This window comes from Acidaminococcus sp. (assembly GCF_057597765.1).
This window is the reverse complement of record NZ_DBMBXK010000005.1, coordinates 1-17,625: the sequence shown is the minus strand read 5'-3', so window position 1 is coordinate 17,625 and position 17,625 is coordinate 1. Positions and strand designations below refer to the sequence as shown.

Annotated in this window: 33 protein-coding genes and 1 pseudogene; 3 read left to right on the top strand and 31 right to left on the bottom strand. The window is 53.4% G+C overall.

From position 1 onward, the window contains the following. Positions 1 to 5: 5 nt before the first annotated feature. From ACZOF8_RS04245 to ACZOF8_RS04095, 31 genes are all read right to left on the bottom strand, one after another. Positions 6 to 686 (bottom strand): phage scaffolding protein, encoded by a 681-nt coding sequence (locus tag ACZOF8_RS04245; protein WP_487426603.1) that lies wholly within the window; start codon positions 684 to 686, stop codon positions 6 to 8. 114 nt (positions 687 to 800) lie between these two features. Continuing rightward, positions 801 to 1,079 carry a hypothetical protein gene (locus ACZOF8_RS04240; protein ID WP_071142614.1) on the bottom strand — a complete coding sequence of 93 codons (279 nt, stop codon included), beginning with the start codon at positions 1,077 to 1,079 and terminating at the stop codon, positions 801 to 803. 106 nt (positions 1,080 to 1,185) lie between these two features. After that, positions 1,186 to 1,341: a hypothetical protein gene (locus ACZOF8_RS04235; protein ID WP_487426602.1), complete on the bottom strand. Its 156-nt coding sequence runs from the start codon at positions 1,339 to 1,341 to the stop codon at positions 1,186 to 1,188. Position 1,342: 1 nt separating this feature from the next. Continuing rightward, the gene (locus ACZOF8_RS04230; RefSeq protein ID WP_487426601.1) at positions 1,343 to 3,124 is read right to left on the bottom strand and encodes a hypothetical protein; all 1,782 of its coding nucleotides are present in this window, start codon (positions 3,122 to 3,124) and stop codon (positions 1,343 to 1,345) included. A gap of 7 nt (positions 3,125 to 3,131) precedes the next feature. Then, positions 3,132 to 4,535 (bottom strand): hypothetical protein, encoded by a 1,404-nt coding sequence (locus ACZOF8_RS04225; protein ID WP_487426600.1) that lies wholly within the window; start codon positions 4,533 to 4,535, stop codon positions 3,132 to 3,134. 8 nt (positions 4,536 to 4,543) lie between these two features. Further along, entirely contained in the window at positions 4,544 to 5,800 is a 1,257-nt protein-coding gene (locus tag ACZOF8_RS04220; RefSeq protein WP_487426599.1) for a PBSX family phage terminase large subunit, read from the bottom strand. A 2-nt stretch (positions 5,801 to 5,802) separates the two neighbouring features. After that, positions 5,803 to 6,255: a hypothetical protein gene (locus ACZOF8_RS04215; protein ID WP_487426598.1), complete on the bottom strand. Its 453-nt coding sequence runs from the start codon at positions 6,253 to 6,255 to the stop codon at positions 5,803 to 5,805. A 251-nt stretch (positions 6,256 to 6,506) separates the two neighbouring features. After that, a complete protein-coding gene (locus tag ACZOF8_RS04210) occupies positions 6,507 to 7,007 on the bottom strand; it encodes a hypothetical protein (protein ID WP_235819592.1) in 501 nt (166 codons plus the stop codon). A gap of 31 nt (positions 7,008 to 7,038) precedes the next feature. After that, the gene (locus ACZOF8_RS04205) at positions 7,039 to 7,254 is read right to left on the bottom strand and encodes a hypothetical protein (protein WP_337543529.1); all 216 of its coding nucleotides are present in this window, start codon (positions 7,252 to 7,254) and stop codon (positions 7,039 to 7,041) included. 13 nt (positions 7,255 to 7,267) lie between these two features. Next, positions 7,268 to 7,648 (bottom strand): hypothetical protein, encoded by a 381-nt coding sequence (locus ACZOF8_RS04200; RefSeq protein WP_288310724.1) that lies wholly within the window; start codon positions 7,646 to 7,648, stop codon positions 7,268 to 7,270. After that, the gene (locus ACZOF8_RS04195; protein WP_487426597.1) at positions 7,645 to 7,830 is read right to left on the bottom strand and encodes a hypothetical protein; all 186 of its coding nucleotides are present in this window, start codon (positions 7,828 to 7,830) and stop codon (positions 7,645 to 7,647) included. Before ACZOF8_RS04195 ends, ACZOF8_RS04200 begins: the two co-directional genes overlap by 4 nt. Then, positions 7,827 to 7,967 (bottom strand): hypothetical protein, encoded by a 141-nt coding sequence (locus ACZOF8_RS04190; RefSeq protein ID WP_487426596.1) that lies wholly within the window; start codon positions 7,965 to 7,967, stop codon positions 7,827 to 7,829. Before ACZOF8_RS04190 ends, ACZOF8_RS04195 begins: the two co-directional genes overlap by 4 nt. After that, positions 7,964 to 8,149 (bottom strand): hypothetical protein, encoded by a 186-nt coding sequence (locus tag ACZOF8_RS04185; protein ID WP_487426595.1) that lies wholly within the window; start codon positions 8,147 to 8,149, stop codon positions 7,964 to 7,966. The genes ACZOF8_RS04190 and ACZOF8_RS04185 overlap by 4 nt, the downstream gene beginning before the upstream one ends. Further along, entirely contained in the window at positions 8,136 to 8,321 is a 186-nt protein-coding gene (locus ACZOF8_RS04180) for a hypothetical protein (protein ID WP_487426594.1), read from the bottom strand. The genes ACZOF8_RS04185 and ACZOF8_RS04180 overlap by 14 nt, the downstream gene beginning before the upstream one ends. After that, entirely contained in the window at positions 8,318 to 8,815 is a 498-nt protein-coding gene (locus ACZOF8_RS04175; protein ID WP_487426593.1) for a hypothetical protein, read from the bottom strand. The genes ACZOF8_RS04180 and ACZOF8_RS04175 overlap by 4 nt, the downstream gene beginning before the upstream one ends. After that, positions 8,812 to 9,219 (bottom strand): RusA family crossover junction endodeoxyribonuclease, encoded by a 408-nt coding sequence (locus tag ACZOF8_RS04170; protein ID WP_487426592.1) that lies wholly within the window; start codon positions 9,217 to 9,219, stop codon positions 8,812 to 8,814. Before ACZOF8_RS04170 ends, ACZOF8_RS04175 begins: the two co-directional genes overlap by 4 nt. Further along, positions 9,216 to 9,503, bottom strand: coding sequence for a hypothetical protein (locus ACZOF8_RS04165; RefSeq protein WP_487426591.1), 288 nt, complete (start codon positions 9,501 to 9,503; stop codon positions 9,216 to 9,218). The genes ACZOF8_RS04170 and ACZOF8_RS04165 overlap by 4 nt, the downstream gene beginning before the upstream one ends. Next, positions 9,451 to 10,068, bottom strand: a complete 618-nt coding sequence (locus ACZOF8_RS04160) for a hypothetical protein (protein ID WP_487426590.1) — start codon at positions 10,066 to 10,068, stop codon at positions 9,451 to 9,453. Before ACZOF8_RS04160 ends, ACZOF8_RS04165 begins: the two co-directional genes overlap by 53 nt. Next, the gene (locus tag ACZOF8_RS04155; protein ID WP_487426589.1) at positions 10,055 to 10,915 is read right to left on the bottom strand and encodes a DnaD domain protein; all 861 of its coding nucleotides are present in this window, start codon (positions 10,913 to 10,915) and stop codon (positions 10,055 to 10,057) included. The genes ACZOF8_RS04160 and ACZOF8_RS04155 overlap by 14 nt, the downstream gene beginning before the upstream one ends. Before the next feature lie 21 nt (positions 10,916 to 10,936). Next, positions 10,937 to 11,785: a recombinase RecT gene (locus ACZOF8_RS04150; protein WP_487426588.1), complete on the bottom strand. Its 849-nt coding sequence runs from the start codon at positions 11,783 to 11,785 to the stop codon at positions 10,937 to 10,939. 58 nt (positions 11,786 to 11,843) lie between these two features. Then, the gene (locus ACZOF8_RS04145; RefSeq protein WP_487426587.1) at positions 11,844 to 12,806 is read right to left on the bottom strand and encodes a YqaJ viral recombinase family nuclease; all 963 of its coding nucleotides are present in this window, start codon (positions 12,804 to 12,806) and stop codon (positions 11,844 to 11,846) included. Between the two features lie 108 nt (positions 12,807 to 12,914). Next, on the bottom strand, positions 12,915 to 13,130 hold the full coding sequence (locus tag ACZOF8_RS04140; protein WP_487426586.1) for a hypothetical protein: 216 nt from the start codon (positions 13,128 to 13,130) through the stop codon (positions 12,915 to 12,917). Next, complete coding sequence (locus tag ACZOF8_RS04135; RefSeq protein WP_106787544.1) at positions 13,127 to 13,588, bottom strand: helix-turn-helix transcriptional regulator; 462 nt, start codon at positions 13,586 to 13,588, stop codon at positions 13,127 to 13,129. Before ACZOF8_RS04135 ends, ACZOF8_RS04140 begins: the two co-directional genes overlap by 4 nt. Before the next feature lie 12 nt (positions 13,589 to 13,600). Beyond that, on the bottom strand, positions 13,601 to 13,816 hold the full coding sequence (locus ACZOF8_RS04130; RefSeq protein ID WP_370834189.1) for a hypothetical protein: 216 nt from the start codon (positions 13,814 to 13,816) through the stop codon (positions 13,601 to 13,603). 12 nt (positions 13,817 to 13,828) lie between these two features. Next, positions 13,829 to 14,287, bottom strand: a complete 459-nt coding sequence (locus tag ACZOF8_RS04125) for a helix-turn-helix domain-containing protein (RefSeq protein ID WP_487426585.1) — start codon at positions 14,285 to 14,287, stop codon at positions 13,829 to 13,831. A 5-nt stretch (positions 14,288 to 14,292) separates the two neighbouring features. Beyond that, positions 14,293 to 14,574, bottom strand: coding sequence for a LysM peptidoglycan-binding domain-containing protein (locus tag ACZOF8_RS04120; protein ID WP_487426584.1), 282 nt, complete (start codon positions 14,572 to 14,574; stop codon positions 14,293 to 14,295). A gap of 2 nt (positions 14,575 to 14,576) precedes the next feature. Then, positions 14,577 to 15,026, bottom strand: a complete 450-nt coding sequence (locus ACZOF8_RS04115) for a helix-turn-helix domain-containing protein (protein WP_487426583.1) — start codon at positions 15,024 to 15,026, stop codon at positions 14,577 to 14,579. Between the two features lie 5 nt (positions 15,027 to 15,031). Continuing rightward, positions 15,032 to 15,208 carry a hypothetical protein gene (locus tag ACZOF8_RS04110; RefSeq protein ID WP_487426582.1) on the bottom strand — a complete coding sequence of 59 codons (177 nt, stop codon included), beginning with the start codon at positions 15,206 to 15,208 and terminating at the stop codon, positions 15,032 to 15,034. Further along, positions 15,189 to 15,512, bottom strand: coding sequence for a helix-turn-helix domain-containing protein (locus tag ACZOF8_RS04105; RefSeq protein ID WP_487426581.1), 324 nt, complete (start codon positions 15,510 to 15,512; stop codon positions 15,189 to 15,191). Before ACZOF8_RS04105 ends, ACZOF8_RS04110 begins: the two co-directional genes overlap by 20 nt. Before the next feature lie 14 nt (positions 15,513 to 15,526). Continuing rightward, positions 15,527 to 15,784: a hypothetical protein gene (locus ACZOF8_RS04100; RefSeq protein WP_487426580.1), complete on the bottom strand. Its 258-nt coding sequence runs from the start codon at positions 15,782 to 15,784 to the stop codon at positions 15,527 to 15,529. Positions 15,785 to 15,810: 26 nt separating this feature from the next. Next, the gene (locus tag ACZOF8_RS04095) at positions 15,811 to 16,029 is read right to left on the bottom strand and encodes a helix-turn-helix transcriptional regulator (RefSeq protein WP_487426579.1); all 219 of its coding nucleotides are present in this window, start codon (positions 16,027 to 16,029) and stop codon (positions 15,811 to 15,813) included. 146 nt (positions 16,030 to 16,175) lie between these two features. Here ACZOF8_RS04095 and ACZOF8_RS04090 point away from each other — a divergent pair, with 146 nt between their 5' ends. The 3 genes and pseudogenes from ACZOF8_RS04090 to ACZOF8_RS04080 form a co-directional block, all read left to right on the top strand. Next, positions 16,176 to 16,838 (top strand): LexA family protein, encoded by a 663-nt coding sequence (locus ACZOF8_RS04090; protein ID WP_487426578.1) that lies wholly within the window; start codon positions 16,176 to 16,178, stop codon positions 16,836 to 16,838. Between the two features lie 83 nt (positions 16,839 to 16,921). Next, a complete protein-coding gene (locus ACZOF8_RS04085; protein WP_154488347.1) occupies positions 16,922 to 17,299 on the top strand; it encodes a hypothetical protein in 378 nt (125 codons plus the stop codon). Positions 17,300 to 17,427: 128 nt separating this feature from the next. Further along, positions 17,428 to 17,625: pseudogene (locus ACZOF8_RS04080) on the top strand (Abi family protein); the annotation flags it as partial.

Below are 17,625 nucleotides of genomic sequence, written 5' to 3'. Positions count from 1 at the left end.
ATTCATCATCCTTTCTTCATGCTGTCTTTGATTTCATTCCAGTGTTCGTTGATCTGTGTCGGCGTCATGCCTTTCAGATCGTCCATGGTATACACCTTCTTGGGGCTTCCGGCACTGCCGCTTCCAGCTCCGCCTGCGGCCGTGTTCTTCACCGCCCAGGGGTTGCCTGCCAGCCAGCCGTTCACACCCTCTTCGATGGAAACCGTCTTGTCCCCGGACTTCATGCCCAGGGAATCGTCGTCTCCAACAACAACCTGGTCAGAGAGCAGCTTCACAAAGGCGTCCGGGTTTAGGGCATTTCCTTTGGCCAGGGCGGCCTGCAGTGCAGAATGCATTGCCGTGTTGATACGCTTCGTGTGTTCAGCTTTGGCTTTTTCTTCAGAGGCAGCATATTTGTCCGTCAGCTCCTTCACCTGGTTCTGCAGGGTGTTGATCTGGCCGCCCAGAGATTCCGGGTTCCCCAGCTTTCTCACTTCGTCGAAGAGAGTCCGCATGTTCAGTAAAGATTCCTCCGGATTCTTACTTTCCCGGATGCCAAGGGCGTCCAGCACCTTGTTCCGGTCCACCCGATAGGCTGCGGCTTCATTCCGGGCGGTGCTGATAATGGACTGAAGATCAGCCACCATAGCACCCCCGTTGTCAGCCTTGCCAAGGGCCTCGAAGATTTGTTCCAGTGTGTATGCCATGTTTGTTCCTCCTGCCCGCCTGGGGCAATTGATTTATATAGACCGGCGCCTGGCCGATGCTATCAGGGTAATAAAAAAGCAGGCCCATAAGGTCTGCACAGGGTAATGTATGGGTTATTGGTTGGAATCGAAGTCGAAGGGGACAAAGTCGCTCCGCTGGATTTCATATTCCAGCACCACTTCCCCATCCTCCTTCGTGATGGCCACATCATTTTCTACGTAGGATTCCAGGGTGTGGCCATTAAATACCCGGGTCTGGTAGCAGGTCGGGTTCCGGTCCGTGATCTCGGTGCCAGGATCCCCTACGATTTCCCGGATGTCAGCGGCAAAGGCCGTTCCCGTAATACCGGCCACCAGGGCCATCGTCATTGCAATTGCTTTCAGGTTCTTCATTTTTGTTCTCCTCTCTTTTCAATGCATAAAAATAGCAGGCCTGATGGTCTGCTAAAAAACTATCTGATTTTAGGCATAAGAAAAGCCCGCTGCCGGAGCAGAGGGCTTAGAACCACGATTCTTCTTTAACAAGTTTTTTATATTCCTCAAACGCTTCTTGTATTTCTTTTGGAGCATCAGGAACAATACCGCCCATTCTTGCAAAATAAGGCTTCAATTTCTTTTCAAGCTCTTCCACTCTTGGGGAAAAGGTCATCCTCATTTTACATTCCTCCTAAAAGTTTTTTTACTCTATACTCGGTCATAACTTCTGCATATTCTTTCGAATTAAGTTTTTTATAAGCATAGTCACTTATTTCACTAATATTATATCCTGAGTCAATCAATTTTTCTACATCCTTTTCGTAATAACTGTTAATTGCATCAACGTAACTTTGCTGGCTTATTATTTTACCATACTTGGCGATGTAATTTTCTGCATCTATCCAATGGAACAATTCATGTACCATAGTAGATAAATGACTGGTGGATGATACCTTTATTCCTTCTTTTAAGCTTTGTTTTAAAGAAGATACGTACTGTTTCCGTTTTAAAGAATCTGCATTAATATAAAGTGTATTTTTTTCTGCTGAATAGTTTCCCCAAGCTCCTTGCGCCTCGTTATCACTCATAATAATGAATCTTGGAAAATGTTCCATGTTTTTGATTCTCATGACTTTTATACTTTCGCCAATTTGCTTTTGCATTTCATCAAGCATTTTGGGCTTTAAATACAAATCAGTGGAAACATATAGGTCATAATTTGTATTTTTTACTTTTCTAAGATTTAATGTCAAATCATTTTTATAATGCTTTTCTTGATGAGCATCCCCGTATATTGGTTTCTTATATGCCTGCAAGTTAGCAAGCCTGCTTTCTGTCTGTCCAAACATATCAGGCAGATTTCTTGCCTTCTCCATCCACCCAGCCCTGCCGGCCTTCCACTCCTGTTCTCCCTTCACCCCCAGGATGGCCTGACGAATGTGCAGTGGCTGCCGTTTCAGCCAGGCATTGCCACGGCCTTCTACATTGTCAGACCGCTTTTTGCCCTTCAGCTCGCTGGCGTAAACCGGAGCATAATGGCACAAGCAATGGGGATGGGCCGGATTCACCGGAGCCTGGTCTTTTGGGAAGACTCCTGCCCCCAGGCCATACAGATCCGCATGGGCATACATGTCACAGATGTCCTCTGCCGGGTGCCGGCTTCCCAGCTTCCACTGATAGGCCACAACGCTGTCATCCTCGCCGTAGCGGGCAAGGAAAGCATCATACCGTGCCCTGGCGGCTTCCGTCCGGGCGATCCGTTCGGCCACATATCGGCTTTTCTCCTGTATGGCGTTCTGGAGGGCCCTCTGGGCAGCCTTTTCACTGCCGTGCTCCAATTTGTCCATGAGCTCCTGGAGGGAGGTCCTGAAGTGATTGTAGGTGGCTCTGTCATCCACCAGATCATCCGCCTGGTATTTCACCTTACGGATGGACCGCTGGAGGTCTTTCAGTTCTTCCTGGGAAAGGTTCTCCCGGCTTCTCCGGGTCCACCGGGTCAGTTCATCCAGGTACTGGGGCAGCTGCTGTTCCCTGACTACATGGCCACTTTTGTAGCCATCGTAGAGGGTCTGGGCTGTGTCCTTCACCGTCTTGTTCAGGTGGATCTGTTTCCGCACCGTGGTGATCACATCGTTCAGCATGGTGTTGCTGGCACCGTGGATCTTCTCCGACAGGGTCAGCCCGCTGCCGTCCCAGGGATTGGACAGGGCTTCCAGCAGAGCAGCCGCAGGAAGGTCTTTGGCCATTTCCTGTCCCAGGGCATCCTGGGCCGTGCCAACGATCACGCTGGACACATTGGCCTGCAGCCATTCCTCCACGCCGTATTCCTTAAATACCTGGCGGATGGCTTCCTCCGGGCTCTTGCCCTGTTTCATGAGAATCTCAATGCGGGCTTTCATCATCTGGCCCTGGAATCCATATCGTTTGGAAAAGGCTTTCAGCTGCCGCTGCAGTTCGTCCATGGTTCACCTACTCTTCCGGTGGTTCCTCTTCGTCCTCTGGTTCAGGAGGCTCCGGTGGTTCAGCCGGCTGGGGCGGCTCGTTATAAGCCGGCTCTGTCTCCTGCTTTTCAATGTCGGCAATGATGGCATCGAACCGGTCAGCAGGCAGATCCGGCACATAGGCCGTCAGCACCTGTTTGGCCACTTCCACCTTGATTTTGTTGGTCAGCTGCATATCCAGAACGGCCTGGGCGTTCTTCAGCTCCGTGGCCACGTCCGTGATGCCGAAGTCATTGGAGTAGGTCGCCGTGTATTCCAGTTCCAGACCCATCCATTTGGCCACCAGGGCCAGGATCTTCTTTTCTGCTGCTGCACACCGCTTGGCAAAAGCAGAAAGGCGCTGGTTCGTCCGTTCGAACTCCCACTGCCGGCTGATGCCGCTGGCTTCCTGTTTGGTCGTGGTGGAGAAGGTCAATCCGGAAATCCGGTACATCTCTTCCACCATATTCTTGATCTGGCTCTGGATCAGCGCAGCCGGATCGCTGGGAGGGGAAATGAACCCGGGCTGGAACCGCACCGTGTCCCCGTCGTAGCACAGGGCATTGTTGTTCCCAATGACCAGGTCGCTGGCTTCCTTGCTGGGGAAGGTCAGCAGCGGGAAGGTCTGGTTCCGGAGGATTTCCGTCAGCCAGGAACAGTGGTTGTACAGGCTGCAGGAGATACCGGCAATGGGGTACAGCTCCGGCGTAGGATTCAGTTCCCCGTTCTTCACGTGCTGGCTGGGGAACCAGACCACCGGCACCTCTCCCAGGTTGTGCTCCCCAGAAGATACCAGAGCCCCGTCTTCATAGACAGCCCAGCTGTGGGTGTCAAAGTACACCGTCCGTTCCTTCTCTCCGCCCATGGTGCTGCTCACCGCCGTATCCCGGAACTTGATGGACAGCACCCGGCCGTTCTTGTCAATGGAAACCCCTTCCACCCGATCCGGGTCCAGGGTGTAGGCATAGGGGAATTTCCGCTGAGCCAGGGCTTCCCCCATGCTGGCCGGAAGTTCCATAGCCTGGAAGTTCTCCACCACAATGAAAACAGCTCCATACAGCTTGGCGGATAAAGCCGCTGCCTGCATGAAGCTGTCCATATCGTTCCCGGCTCCGTCCACATCTTCCAGGAAGGCTTCGGCAACTGGTCCGGCAGATCCGGACCAGTCCCGCAGCGGCCGGCGCTTGAAGATGGGATTCACCAGGGCGTTGACGATCAGGGCGAAGTGGTTCAGATAATAGGCCGTCTGCTGCCGGTCCAGATAGTTCTGCCGGGTTTCCCGCTTGTGGGGGATCAGATACGCTCCCCGATAGCCCCCGTCCCCATAGTAGGAATCCCGCATCAGACGGTACATATTCCCGTTCGGGCTCAAAAAGAAATCTTTCTCATTCATGGTTTACCTCAGTAATCAAATCTGGCCGGGCGGATGGTGGTCCGAACCGGCATCACGCCGCTGCACCCGTACCGCACCGCATCAATGGCATGGTTGTCTTTGTCCGGGTAGGCGCTGATGTACTGTCCCAGCCGGTTCCGTTCATATTCGTAAGTCATGAATTCCCGGTAGGTATTGGGGCACCTGCGCTTGTCAATGTAGATGTGCCGCAGGCCCTGCAGCCATTTGATTCCATATTCCACACTGTCGGGTCCTTTGGCCGCCCCGATGATGTTCATGCCCAGGGAGCGCATTTCCTTGATGGACTTGGGTTCCGCCGAATCACAGCGGACCAGCTCCTGGGGCAGGATGATCTTGCTGATCCTGGCCACAGACTGGGGATTGGTCAGCTTCTGTTCGTAGATCTCTCCCCAGATATACAGGTCTTCGTGTTTGGCGTCGAAATGCATGGCCACAAAGGCCAGCGGATCCACAGCGAACCCGAAGTCCAGGCCGAACAGCCGGCGGTCGAACTGCTGCAGCTGCTCGCTGCTCATGGCCAGGTCTTCCACATTTTCGAAGACCGCCCCGCCGGTCCCGGTGACTTCTCCCAGGTACTCATGACGGTAAGCCGTTTCGTTCCGCTCTTTGAGCTTTCCAGCTTCCTGGAGGAACTGCTCCCCCAGCCATTCCGGCGGCACCTGAAGATAGGTGGAGCGGTGCACCAGCCGGTCAGGATCATCCATCAGGATTTCCTCATTCACCCAGTTGCTCCGGCTCTTAGGCGGATTGTACGTGCAGAACACCCAATAACGGGGCCCTCCACGCAGCAGAGACTGGCACAGGTTCCGAAATTCTTCCATACCGCTGAACTGGTCCAGCTCTTCCAGCCAGACAATGCCTACATAGCCGAAAGGCAGCTTGATGGATTTCACCTTCATGGGGTCGTCGCAGCCCAGGAAAAGGATTTTCTGGCCGGTCCCCTTCAGAGTGATCTCTGGCGGCGTCATCTTGTACTTAAACCGGTCGATGATCTGCAGCTGTTCAATGCCCCACTGGATCTGTGGATACACGCTGTTCTTGATGGTCCCGCCTACTTTCCGCAGGACCACTGCATGGCATTCCGGGTGCTGCAGCATCAGCAGGGGGATTTCCATGCCCACGAAGGACGACTTGGTGGAGCCCCGCCCGCCGGCTAGCCAGTAATAGGTATGGCCGTGCTGCTGGGCATCCCAGAATACAGGGTCGAAAGCCGGCCCCATGCTGTCAGCCACATTCACCTTCATGGTCATTTCTCCCTTTCGAACGTGAATTCCACCTGTTCAGAGGGTTCGTCCTCCTTCAGGTCTTTTTCGGCCAGCTTCTCTTTGATTTCGATTTCCCGTTCACGCAGCCGCAGCTCTTTTTCTTTCAGCTTCACGGCAGGGCTCTCTTTCATCAGATCCAGCACCAGCTGACTCATGAGGGCATTGCCCCGGATCATGGCCAGCACCATGCCGTTCGTCATGGCCTCCCCGATGGTGATCTTTCCATCCTGGGATTTGGCTGCCGTCATGAAAGCCTTGCGGACTCCCGGGTCCTCGATATCGCACAGCCGGATGTTCCAGGCTCCTGCCAGGATTTCCTTGATGGCCTTACGGCGGCGCCGTGCCGCACCGCTCTTGATGCCACCTTTTTTGGCAATTTCCTTTTGTTCGTCTTTTGTTCGCCGGTTCAAAGGAATCAAATCTTCTCGGGCCATCTACATCTTCACCACCGTCCTCAAAATGGATTAAAAAAAGCACCTTTTCAGGTGCCGGTCATAAGCTATATGGTTCCTCCCACGAAAAAAGCGCCCTTGGCGGGGCGCTTCCTCCGGTTCTACATATCTTAAAAGGAGGTGTTAATGAACTGGACTGCTTTCCGCAAATCCATGATATCAGTATAGCACGATTTCCTAAGAAAAAGTGGGATAAAAACGGGACAAAAGCGGGATAAAAACGGGATTGGTTCTCACAGTTCCACCAGGTTCAGCCGTGTCTGTGTGGGCGCTGCTTTCGGCCCGTACTCCATGCCGGTCATCTTCCGCAACCCGTCCCGGAATTTCCGCCGACACCAGCTTTCATCATGGCAGGTATCCAGGGCAATCTGTTTCCATTGCTGATGATTGATGCCCCGCAGCCGGATCATCTGACGTTCAGCCCCTTCCAGAGCGTCCATATGATCATCCAGAGCTTTCAGGACCGCTTTCTTTTTCTGGTATTCTGCCTTCAGCCGTTGCAGCCGGCTTTCCAGGATTTCTTTCTGCTGGTAGGCCACTTCTTCCGGTGAAGGTTTGTCCCACCCGCCGCCAAAGCTGTCATAGCCAAACCGGGTGGTCTTGGGTGCCGCTTCCAGCCGAAGCTGGCCGGCGATTTCCCTGATCTGGGCTTCCAGCGTATTTACCCTGGCCGTCCAGATATTGTAGTTTCGAAGCCTGTCCCGGATGATGTTCTCCCACTCGTTGTAATACATGGGCTCCACCTCCTATCTGATGTGATTCTTGTTACCGCTGTACCAGCTTTCTCTTCAGGAAGTCTTCCTCGTCCTTCAGCTTATCCCGGGTATGGCTCACCCGGTCGATGGCCTGGAGCAGCACATCATGGGTCATTTCATCGCTGCTGTCAGGCCGGAGCTTGGCAGCCATGTAGGACAGCTCTGTTTCCACACAGCCCATCTCATTGCTCAGGTTCTGCAGATGGGTTTTGATCTCAAGGCTCATTTCCAGTCCTCCTTTACTCTTCGTCAAACCTCGGTGCATCTTTGATGCCCTCAATTTCGTTCATGATGTCTGCGTCATCCTGAGCATCATGCCAGTCAAAGTAAAAGTGCTCGCCGCAGCAACGCCCTTCTTCACGATCACTCAACCGAACAACCGTATACTGGTCGGCATCACAGGCTACCACCCATGGATCTGGCGGGTTCTCCACTTCGATATAGGTATACGCCCAATCGGCTCCACCGATTCTTGGGCAAGCGTAAATCACTTGGAAATCCAGTACAGGCTCTAGTTCCTTGCTTTCCGGCTTCGCTTCAATCTCCGTGCCGTCATCAGTCCGATGGACAAAAACCTCTTCGCTGCTTTCGAACGGCTCCAAAAACTTTCTCAGCTTCATTTCGGTCCCTCCCAGCAAAACTCAATGTCCAGGATCTTTTCGTCTGCCTTGTCGCAGGTCAGATAATCCCATAATCTGGGATAGGCCTGGAACGCCTTGGGTCTAACGTGCGGACAGCCCAGGCAGCGACTCAGCCGCCGTTCGAACTCTTTCCGCATGTCCTTCTTAGGGTTCTTTTTCATACTCCTGCACCTCCCATGATCAGCAGATACGCCGCCACGATAATCCCGCCCCCGATGAAGACGGCTGCAGCCATCAGGATGATGCTGATGGCCAGCAGCGCCAGCTTCACGCAGGTGGTGGGGCTAACCCGGTTCATCGTCTCCACCCACGGTGTTTCTTTTCTTTCCGGACCTTCTGAGCATGGTTCCAGCGGGAAAGGCAATCGTTCCCGCAGAACCAGTGGGTACCCTGGTAGTCTTTCGTCTGCCAGGTCCAGGGTCTCTCTCCCGGGTCTTTGAAGGTCATGCCGCAGGTCTCGCACTTTCTAAACGTCTCCATGCTGGGCCTCCTTTGCCGCCCGGTTCAGCTCCTTGGCCTTCTCCGTTGCGAACATTCGCATATCGAACCGGCGGGGATAGGTTTCATCCTTCCCCGTCTGGTAGTTATAGCGGTGCAGCTGCCACTCCTGGGTGCCGCTGTGCCGCACTTTCCATGTACCCCAGATTCTCATGCTGTCTTCCCCCGCTTTCCATCGCCGTCCGACGTGCTTTTCTGGGCTCCGCTAAAATCCAGTACCGTCTGGGCCGTCCTGCCCTGCACCCAATCTGCAGCCTCCTTCAGGATGCACTTGATGTCCTTCTGAATGTTTTCCGGCAGGTCTAGCAGGTCATAGGCCGGGGTGCAATACTCTTTCGGCTTCGCCTTGTCGAAGGACAGTTCGCACTTGACCACAATCCGCTCCAGGTTGTCCGCTTTCAGCCCGGTGAAGTCCACCCGTTCTGCCAGCATTTCCCCGTCCAGGATGTTGAGCTGCATCATCTGCAGGAAATCCTTCGCCATCCTCTTGGCCGCCATTACGAATTCAGGTTCCGGTGCGGCCTGGGTCATGCTCAGCCCATCCACCTCCTTCACCTGCGTACCCGTGACTTCCCGGTAGGATACCGTCGGGCAACACACGTCCCACTTGATTTCCGTCACTGTGATGTTCCGTTTATCCTCGTTCATGGTTTTACCTCCCAAATCCTGACTCTGATATACCCCTCATCCCGTCCATAACGCTTCCTGATGATCATATCTGACACCTGGGTATCGTCCTTATAGGCCAGCCCGTTGAGCGCATCACAGACGATTTTGAGGATATTGTCCCCATCCGGTTTCTTCAGGGGCAGCTCCAGGTTTCCCCTACACAGCCCTTTCCGCCGTTTGCTGTAGCTCGTGGGGATCCGGAAGTAGCACTCCACTTCCACCCCCACCGGGACTTTCTCCGGGAACATGCTTTCCCCGCTCTGGAGGAAAGCACCCTGGATCATCCGCTCATAGGCCCGGGTCTTGCTGTCCGTGTAGGCGTGTCCCCTGAACCGGGGGCGTCCCTTGCCTCTGGGGTCGCCGAACACACAAAACTCGATCATGCGGCGCCCGTGCCTTCCTGCCGGTTCTTTTCGGCCATAAGGGCCCGGGCGGTCTCTGCCATGTCCTGGTAAAGATGCCGCTGCCGGTTGGCCTCCTGCTCGGCGTGGATCCGGCGGCGATGCTCTTCCTCGTACCGCCGGGTCATGTCCTGCAGGGCTGCCTTCAGGTTGCCTACCATCCGGTCTTTGCCCTTGATTGCCCGTTCCAGGGCCAGGTTGGCCGCATCCAGCTTATACTCCAGCTGGACACGCTGCCGTCTGGCCTTTGTTTCCTCCGTCCTCATTCCGTCCTCCTTCCAGGCGTTTGGGCTCCTGCCCTGCGCCCAGCTTCTTGGCCAGGTTGGCCACAATCTGCTTTCCGGTCTGCCCCCGCAGCGTGTTCTTCATCCGCCGCTGGGCCTTCTCCTGCGCAGCCAGCTTTTCCCAGGTGGCGATGAACTGCCCCCGCAGGTAGCCCATGGATGCGGTTTCCGTCCCGCACAGGGTGAGCCAGCCGATTTTCTTCACAGCGCTTTCCGTGAGAGGATTGCCCCAGACTGGGGCCTCGTTGGCTGCCAGCGGTCCCTTGTCCTTCATGACAGGGATCCGGTAGGGACCGACGCTTCCCACAGCCCGCAGCACCTTTTCCCACTCTTCTTCGGCCATGGGGGCCCGGGTGCCGGTGGCTGCCTTGACGATCCTGGCAGCTTCGTCCCGGATTTCCGCCACAGTAGGCTGGTACCGGCTGGTCTTGATCACGTTTTTCACAGCCTGGGCCAGCACTCCCTCGGGGATGTCGGCTGTCAGCTGGGCATAGGCTTCCCCCTGCACGTCCGTGAACTTGGGATAGCAGGCCTTAATCAGAGCCATGGCCGCCGCTCTTTGCGATAGAATCAATGTCCACACCTTCCTCTTCCATCCAGGCAGCAATCTTCTCCGGATCATCGCCCTGGTCAGAGATTACACTGGCCATGCCCTGATAAAGATCCGTCGCTGTCTGGTTCTGCTGCTGTCTGGGTTTCCCCGTATCGCCCCTCCGCCAGTGCTCCAGTACACGCTCCACGTAGCGGATGCTCCTGGCGTTGTTCCTTGCCCCTTCACGGATGGCCCAGATTACCCGGTCTTTCCCGTAAGTCTCGTAGAGGTCGTGGAGATCATCCGCCTGGAAAGGCGTGATGGGGTTGATGTTGTCGCTGAACGCCTGGGCTACTTCTCCAAAATCCAGATCGTTCACCGGATTCCGGGTGCTCCTCGCGCGCGCGGCTCCTCCTCCCTTATCTACTCTACTCTTCTCTACTCTAGGAATATTCGGGGTTGATGTCGGGGTTCGTGTCGGGGATGGTGTCGGGGTTCGTGTCGGGGTTCGCGTCGGTTTAACCGACGCCATTCCCGACACGGGGTTTTCATCCCCAGCTTCCACAGTGAAAAATATCAGGGAGTAAACGGCTGCCTTTCCTCCTTTCCGCTGGGTGACTTTGATGCGCCCGGCCTGGATCAGAGAATTCCTGGCGGCATAGATTGCATCTCTCTTAAGCCCGGTATCAGCCTCGATTGCCGATAGTGGCACGGCGAAATCCACCTTCCATCCGCAAGAGTTACAGTAATGCATAAGGGAAAACCATAATATTCTCGCTGATGTCGAAAGTGTAGGATTCGTAGCCAACCACATATGGAAGGCGTTGATCTCGGAGACATAGTTGATTTGCAATCTGTTCACCCCCTTTCTTTTCAGGTTCCGTTACTTCTGGGGGACTTTTACGTCCTCGGTCTGCAGTTCCATGGCAGGTGCCTGGATGCTGCTGTCTTTATCCTCGATGGCTGCCACCGGTTCTTCCTGGGCCTCTGTGTCCACATAGTCCATTTCGTTCGGCTCATCCAGGATATCAATGCCCGGGATTTCCTTGGGATCTTCGATATTCTTCACCGATCCGTCCGACATCATGGCTCTCTGGAAGTCCGCAGCCATGGGCGCATACTTCAGGGCTTTTTTCAGGACCGTCTTTTTCGCCATTTCGTCGAAGGCTGTAGACCAGGGGCTGAACCCTTTCTGGCTGGCCTTGCTGAACTGGTTCCTGTGCTCTTCCACGTCTTCCTTGCTCATGACTGCGAACCCATGGCCGCCGTCTTTCGTGTGCCACACCGCATAGTAGGCGATCACTTCTCCCCGGTCCCGGAGCGCCGGCTTGTGGAACAGTTTGCTTTCCAGCCCCAGCTCATAGTCGAACCGGTCGTTTGCCCGGACCTCATAGGCGGCTATGTCAGTGACCTTGCCGCTGCGATAGGCCAGATTGATCATGCCTTTATATCCAAGCTGGAATTGGCATTCGTATGCTGCTTTATCCCGGTTGTAATAGGGGATCAGGTAGGCCTGTCCCAGCGGGGAGTTGGGTTCCATCCCCAGCTGTGCTGCCATCAAAAGGGCGCCCAGGAGGCTTCCCTGGGTGCATTCATAGAGTTTCGGTGTCTTGCTGAATGCCGTCAACGTCAGCCGGATGAACCGTTCCGGGCTCATTACATCCGGCAGGGCGGCCGCAAACTGCGGCCGCATATTGATGATCATCTGCTGCACGATGCCTCTTTCACTCATAACCTTCACTGCTTTTGATGCTCCACCTTTTACCGTTGCCATTGTTATGCCTTCCTTTCTATGCTCTGAACACTCTGGTTTCCTTTCCGATCTTCAGGACCTTTTCATAAACATCCGGGAATTCCTCCTGGAGCTTCTTGTCGTCCACTTTAGGTTTCCCTGGATAGGTCTTCCAGGTGATCTTGTGCCCGGCAATCCGGGCCTCTTCGATGTCGCCCATAAGGGCCTTGATCTTGTTCCCGCACTCTTTGATGGATGCTTCCGCCTCTTTCTTCTTATCCTTGCTCTGCTGCAGCACCGTATAGATGGTTTCTGCTTCCGCGGTCAGGTCCACCGGCCCCGGCTCCCCGCCGGGGAATTCGATTGCCAGCGCATCTGCCGTACTGCTGGATCCGTCGACCAGGGGAGGCTTTTTCTGGAGGACGTTCTCTTCCCAGAAGGTTTTCTCCGCCTCCCACAGCTGCTTGATGGCTGCTTCATCCCTTGGAAGGGTCATCTGGACATACTGCTGCCCTCCGATCAGGACCGCCACATACCAGACCGGAAGGCCGGTCACCAGCATGTAATGCATACATTGCCAGTAGTAGGTATCCGGGATATGCTGGCCTTCCGCATCCTCCCGCCATTCGTCGTCATTGAAGGCATTGGTGGTCTTGATTTCCAGCCCCGCCTTTTCACCAATCACCAGCCGGTCCACATTGGCGATCAGCCAGGGGCAGTCGGTCCGGTAGACGGTGCCGCACCGGGCTACCCGTTTCCCATTCTTTTCTGCCCAATGGTCGGCGATCACCGATTCCAGCTTTGTCCCCCAGAATACTGGTTCCTTCCCGGAGATGTCTTCCGGGATCAGCTGCCCAGTCTTTTCCATCCAGAGGGTGTAAGGGCTTTTCCAGGGGCTCGCCCCCATGATGATTCCGGCGTCAGATCCACCGATACCTTTATTCCTGACAGCCAGCCAGGCTTTTCTGTTCTTTCCTTCTTCCACGGTCATGGCCATGGTGCAGTTCTTGATTTTTGACATTTCAGTCCTCCCTTGCTATACTGGAGGTGAATCCCCTGCCAGAGTGAGATTCACCTGCCGTCGGCTGCTCCACACAGCCGGCGGCTTTTTTATTGTTCTCCATAGCGGTCACCCAAATACCGCAAGGCTGGCTGCGAAAACGAACATTGCCATTGCCGCCCAGATTCCCAGAATAAAACCCTGGAACCTTGGGCCCAGGCGCTGCAGCCCGTCCCACACGATGGATACAAGCCAACCGGCCAGGTCCCACAGAGTCATCACTGCCACAAAGGGCAGCAGAATCATCAGCACCGGCCAGGGTGCGTTCTTAGGTTTCTTTTTCATTGTTCATCCCTCCCAATCAAAATCTTTAGGTCCATGTTCAGCTCCTTGGCAATCCGCCACCAGCTCTCAATGGAAAACCTGCTGTATTCGTTGGTCACTGCGGAATAGCAGCTTCGGGATATCCCCAGCTTGTCCGCAAACTTTCTTTTGGACAGCTTGTGATGCTTCCGGATCTTTTCCAGGTTCTTAACACCCTGGTCATGTTCCTGGTTGCTGACCTCCAGAACAATGCTGGACGGCAGCGGCGTTACCATCTGTTTCAGAGATAGCCCCAATTCCCTGGCAACAGCCAGCATGTCCTTCGATGCCGGCCACCGTGCATAAAGACCGGCTTCCACCTGGCTCACCCAGGCAACGGATTTTCCCATCCTGGCGGCCATCTCTTTCCCGGTAATGCCCTGGATCAACCGGAAGTACCGCATATTCTCCCGGAAGTTCAGCCATTGTTCACCATCCACACGCCCACCCCCTCAGTGCTTCTTTGCCCAGTCCCGCCAGAAGGCGTCAAACATCTGGGTGTTGATTCTCATGCCCTTGCCTGTGCCGACTACGCCGGCCTTCCAGGGGCTTTTCCGCATGGCGCTGATCAGATTGCTCATGTGGCTGTGTCCGAATTCGTACATGGTCCTCAGGGTACGCATGGAAGCGTACAACTGGGGAATCTGGGAAACCTCTACCTCTCTCATACCCACACCTCCTTACGCTTCTTCTAACAGGTCCCGCCCTGCCGACTTGAAGATGTCCACCATCATGGCCATGGGGTTGTCCATGTTGACGTTGACCACTATCCTAGGCTTCTTGCTCACCCAAAAGTCGATCAAGACAACCTCACGCTGCTCGTCATACTCCAGGATCACGTGTACAGCAGCGGCATTTAATGCCCTTGTCAGCAGGTCCAGCACCTGCTTTTTTTGTTTGGTGTCGATTTCCCGGAGCCGTTCCTGCTTAGATTTAAGGGGATCTGCCATTAACAAATCGTCAGCGGAAACATTGAGCAGTTGGCAAATCCTTTTCAGACTGTCAAATCTAGGCTCCCGCCCTTTGTATTCGTAACCCATATAAGTTGTGTAGGGAATGCCTACTTTTTCGGAAAAATCTTTTGCGGTTTTATACCCAGCCTTTTTCCGGAAAAGTCTAAGTCGTTTACCAAAGCACATTTCACTCACCTCTTGACTCTGATCGTAATGACCTGGCCCGGCTTCAGTGCCCCCGGGTCCTTGATGTCATTGTCCAGGCGTACCCGGTCGATGACTTCCCAAACGTCTTCCCGCCCTTGGTTAACCTTGCTGCAGATTTCCCAAAGGTTTTCCCCGGCCATCACCCGGCGGGATACCATCGTGTACTGGGGATTCCGGCGTTCCTGGACAGCCTGGCCAGCGTGACACGCCATGGTGAGAGCGCCCAGGACGATGACGGCCGCAGCGCAAATCTTGTTCAGCTCCATCTTCATTCCCTCCCTATCAGCACTTTCAGATCCATGTTCAGGGCATCGGCGATAAGCAGCCATGTCTTGATTCCAAACTCCCCATAGCCATTGATTGCCCTCTGCAGCCGCCCTCTGCCCAGCCCCAGGCGGATGTTGAGCTCCGGCACCGTCAGCCCCTTGTGCTTCCGGATCTTTTCCAGGTTCTTCATTCCTCTCCTGCGCTCTGCTTTCGTAACTGAGAGGACGGGGCTGCCTGCAGGCTGCGACAGGTCTTTGATTCTGATGCCCAGGGCCTTTGTAATCTTCTGGATATCCTTTTCGCCCAAGGTCTTGATCACCCCGTGTTCAAACATGATGATCCAGGATTCACAATGGCCCGTGATTTCGCCAATCTGTTTGGCGGATACTTCTGCTTTCATCCGGTAGTACTTTTCGTTCTGCCGGACGTTCTCCATCATTTCCGCATCCATTTTCATCACTCCTTTCCCATCGGCACGATCTTCCAGCCGCCCCAGACCTTGACGATCCGGTCAAAGTCGCTGTGCCAGCGGCTGTGCTGCCGGGCTGTCACGGCGTCCTCATAGCGGCGGAAGATGTGCCCATACCAGCACACATATCGGAGCTGGTAGGTTTCATCGTTTTTCTGGTTCAAGTAAACCTTCCTTTCCCAGCCCATCCATGACCCCAGAAGCCAGCCTGTAAAGCAGGCTTTTCAGATTTTGGATGGTGGCATCCCTGCGGGCGATTTCCCGCTCCAGCTCCCTTTCCCGGGAGCTTTTCCAACCGTTGTGGACCTTGTCCATGACGGTTTTTTCGACTTCATCCCTGGAAAACCGGATGCGCCCTGCACTGTTGACCCGGTGCAGCACCCCATCGGCTTCCAGCTTGTAAACGGTGGATTTCCCCACGTGGAGATACGCTGCCGTTTCTTTCACATTCATCAGCGGCGATTCCATGGCGGACCTCCTTTCTACTTCTCTTCGACCTCCTGCAGCTCGTACACGCTGGCGTAGATGTCCAGCTCTGCCTGGGCCGCCTGCTCGGTCTGGTGCCACTTGGTATCCGGCACCACCCGGTAACTGCCGCCTACCCGTTTGTGCGGCCGGTAGATGCACTGGCCGCCAATCCATTTCACCCACACGGTGTACAGGGTGCCGTCAGCGTCCAAATAGTTCCGCCTGCCCTTGCCGGGCTCAATGGTCTTTCCGTCTGCCAATTGGATTAGCATGGTTGAGCCTCCTGCAACATTTTCTGTCACCCGATAACTTCACGTTTCATGAAGTTTGTGGGCGAAAAAATATCATCAACTTTCATTCCGTAATGACGGGCAATAAGGAACATTTCATTGGATTTAAACTGAGTAGCTCCAGATTCCTTGTTCTGGTAGGTTCTCAAGTCAACCCCAATCAGCTTTGCTAAGAAACTTTGAGATTCCAGATGTGCTCGCCGAATTCTCAGTAGCTTTTCCTGCATCGTTATCACCTCCATTTCATGACTTCATGATACATGAACTTTCGAATTCTGTCAACAGTTATCTTCACATTTTATGAAATTATTTTCTTGATTTCCGCAATTTTTTCATGTATCATGTAGTTATCTTATAAAGAGGAGGCTTTTATATGAGCTCTGATGTCGTTAAAAAGTTCGTTGCTGATAAAATCAAATTTTATAGAAAATTATCTGGCTTTACCCAAAAAGAACTTGGAGAAAAGATTGGTGTAAAGCATAATACTATTTCCAGCTATGAGAGCGGGAAGAATGAACCCGAACAAGACATGCTTTTTAAAATTGCTGCAGCATTAGGAATAAGTATCAATGACCTCTTTCCTCCTACTTCTAAATCCGTTCCCTCTACAGCCCCAAATACCCCGACGCTGGCCCCTCGTGGCGTCCGTATCCCCGTGCTGGGCCGTGTGGTGGCGGGCATCCCCATCGAGGCCATCACCGACATCATCGACTACGAAGAAATCCCCGCCCAGATGGCCAAGAGCGGTACCTATTTCGCCTTGCAGGTCAAGGGGCGAAGCATGGAGCCGACGCTCCACGAGGGTGATGTGGTCATTGTCAGGCAGCAGCCGGAGGTGGAGAACGGAGAAATTGCCATCGTGCTGGTGAACGGCAACGATGCCACAGTGAAGGAAGTCAAAGAGGGGCCGGACGGGCTGACGTTGATCGGGCACAATGTCGGCGTGTACAGCCCCCATTTTTATACCAGGGAGCAAATCCAGGACCTCCCCATCCGGATCATCGGCAAGGTGGTGGAGCTGCGGAGAAAGTTTTGAGGGAAAGAAAAAGCTCGCTGATAATGAGCAATACCACAACAGGTTCCACTTTGAGACAAAGTGGAATGAAAGGATGAACGAAAATGAGAAGTTTTAAAGTATTGGAAGTAATTGACGAATCTTCACTCCTGATAAATTTTGGATTGAAAGATGGTGCAAAAAAAGGCAATACTCTACGAATTATTGAGAAGGGTAAACCTGTAGTCATTGATGGTGTCGATTATGGCACACTGGATGCAGTGAAAGAAATTGTTGAAATAGATGTCCCTTATGAAAAATTTTCTATCTGTAGAAAAGTAATTTATAAAACCGAGAATGCCCTTAATCCATTGTCTGCATTTGAGCGCACAATGAGACTGCTGCGGCCCATGAATGTAAACGAAGATGAACTTTCACACCGTGAATTACCGCCTGCGTCTCCTATTAAAAAAGGCGACTTGGCGATATTAACTAATGAATGATATTTGACATTCTCTAATTCCGTGTTATAATTTGGGTAGTGAAAAGCTTTCAGCAGTTTCTTGCTGGGCACTGGACCCACTACCCTTAATTGGGTAGGGGGTCCTTTTATTTATAATGGAGACACATAATGAAGTATGATAAACCGTTTTTAACATATCATGACCAAATTTTATTACTAAAGGAGAGAGGCTTGATAATCAAAAATGAAGCCTTTGCCATTCATGCTTTGAATACTATTTCCTATTATGATTTGATTAACCGCTATAAAATTTATTTTATGGATTCAGAAGATTGTTTCAAGCAAGGAATATCTATAGAAAACCTG

Coding starts and splice junctions, on each gene's coding strand:
- ACZOF8_RS04245 (WP_487426603.1), bottom strand. CDS start 686: ATGGCATACACACTGGAACAAATCTTCGAGGCCCTTGGCAAGGCTGAC.
- ACZOF8_RS04240 (WP_071142614.1), bottom strand. CDS start 1,079: ATGAAGAACCTGAAAGCAATTGCAATGACGATGGCCCTGGTGGCCGGT.
- ACZOF8_RS04235 (WP_487426602.1), bottom strand. CDS start 1,341: ATGAGGATGACCTTTTCCCCAAGAGTGGAAGAGCTTGAAAAGAAATTG.
- ACZOF8_RS04230 (WP_487426601.1), bottom strand. CDS start 3,124: ATGGACGAACTGCAGCGGCAGCTGAAAGCCTTTTCCAAACGATATGGA.
- ACZOF8_RS04225 (WP_487426600.1), bottom strand. CDS start 4,535: ATGAATGAGAAAGATTTCTTTTTGAGCCCGAACGGGAATATGTACCGT.
- ACZOF8_RS04220 (WP_487426599.1), bottom strand. CDS start 5,800: ATGAAGGTGAATGTGGCTGACAGCATGGGGCCGGCTTTCGACCCTGTA.
- ACZOF8_RS04215 (WP_487426598.1), bottom strand. CDS start 6,255: ATGGCCCGAGAAGATTTGATTCCTTTGAACCGGCGAACAAAAGACGAA.
- ACZOF8_RS04210 (WP_235819592.1), bottom strand. CDS start 7,007: ATGTATTACAACGAGTGGGAGAACATCATCCGGGACAGGCTTCGAAAC.
- ACZOF8_RS04205 (WP_337543529.1), bottom strand. CDS start 7,254: ATGAGCCTTGAGATCAAAACCCATCTGCAGAACCTGAGCAATGAGATG.
- ACZOF8_RS04200 (WP_288310724.1), bottom strand. CDS start 7,648: ATGAAGCTGAGAAAGTTTTTGGAGCCGTTCGAAAGCAGCGAAGAGGTT.
- ACZOF8_RS04195 (WP_487426597.1), bottom strand. CDS start 7,830: ATGAAAAAGAACCCTAAGAAGGACATGCGGAAAGAGTTCGAACGGCGG.
- ACZOF8_RS04190 (WP_487426596.1), bottom strand. CDS start 7,967: ATGAACCGGGTTAGCCCCACCACCTGCGTGAAGCTGGCGCTGCTGGCC.
- ACZOF8_RS04185 (WP_487426595.1), bottom strand. CDS start 8,149: ATGGAGACGTTTAGAAAGTGCGAGACCTGCGGCATGACCTTCAAAGAC.
- ACZOF8_RS04180 (WP_487426594.1), bottom strand. CDS start 8,321: ATGAGAATCTGGGGTACATGGAAAGTGCGGCACAGCGGCACCCAGGAG.
- ACZOF8_RS04175 (WP_487426593.1), bottom strand. CDS start 8,815: ATGAACGAGGATAAACGGAACATCACAGTGACGGAAATCAAGTGGGAC.
- ACZOF8_RS04170 (WP_487426592.1), bottom strand. CDS start 9,219: ATGATCGAGTTTTGTGTGTTCGGCGACCCCAGAGGCAAGGGACGCCCC.
- ACZOF8_RS04165 (WP_487426591.1), bottom strand. CDS start 9,503: ATGAGGACGGAGGAAACAAAGGCCAGACGGCAGCGTGTCCAGCTGGAG.
- ACZOF8_RS04160 (WP_487426590.1), bottom strand. CDS start 10,068: ATGGCTCTGATTAAGGCCTGCTATCCCAAGTTCACGGACGTGCAGGGG.
- ACZOF8_RS04150 (WP_487426588.1), bottom strand. CDS start 11,785: ATGAGTGAAAGAGGCATCGTGCAGCAGATGATCATCAATATGCGGCCG.
- ACZOF8_RS04145 (WP_487426587.1), bottom strand. CDS start 12,806: ATGTCAAAAATCAAGAACTGCACCATGGCCATGACCGTGGAAGAAGGA.
- ACZOF8_RS04140 (WP_487426586.1), bottom strand. CDS start 13,130: ATGAAAAAGAAACCTAAGAACGCACCCTGGCCGGTGCTGATGATTCTG.
- ACZOF8_RS04130 (WP_370834189.1), bottom strand. CDS start 13,816: ATGAGAGAGGTAGAGGTTTCCCAGATTCCCCAGTTGTACGCTTCCATG.
- ACZOF8_RS04125 (WP_487426585.1), bottom strand. CDS start 14,287: ATGTGCTTTGGTAAACGACTTAGACTTTTCCGGAAAAAGGCTGGGTAT.
- ACZOF8_RS04120 (WP_487426584.1), bottom strand. CDS start 14,574: ATGGAGCTGAACAAGATTTGCGCTGCGGCCGTCATCGTCCTGGGCGCT.
- ACZOF8_RS04115 (WP_487426583.1), bottom strand. CDS start 15,026: ATGGATGCGGAAATGATGGAGAACGTCCGGCAGAACGAAAAGTACTAC.
- ACZOF8_RS04105 (WP_487426581.1), bottom strand. CDS start 15,512: ATGGAATCGCCGCTGATGAATGTGAAAGAAACGGCAGCGTATCTCCAC.
- ACZOF8_RS04100 (WP_487426580.1), bottom strand. CDS start 15,784: ATGCTAATCCAATTGGCAGACGGAAAGACCATTGAGCCCGGCAAGGGC.
- ACZOF8_RS04095 (WP_487426579.1), bottom strand. CDS start 16,029: ATGCAGGAAAAGCTACTGAGAATTCGGCGAGCACATCTGGAATCTCAA.
- ACZOF8_RS04090 (WP_487426578.1), top strand. CDS start 16,176: ATGAGCTCTGATGTCGTTAAAAAGTTCGTTGCTGATAAAATCAAATTT.
- ACZOF8_RS04085 (WP_154488347.1), top strand. CDS start 16,922: ATGAGAAGTTTTAAAGTATTGGAAGTAATTGACGAATCTTCACTCCTG.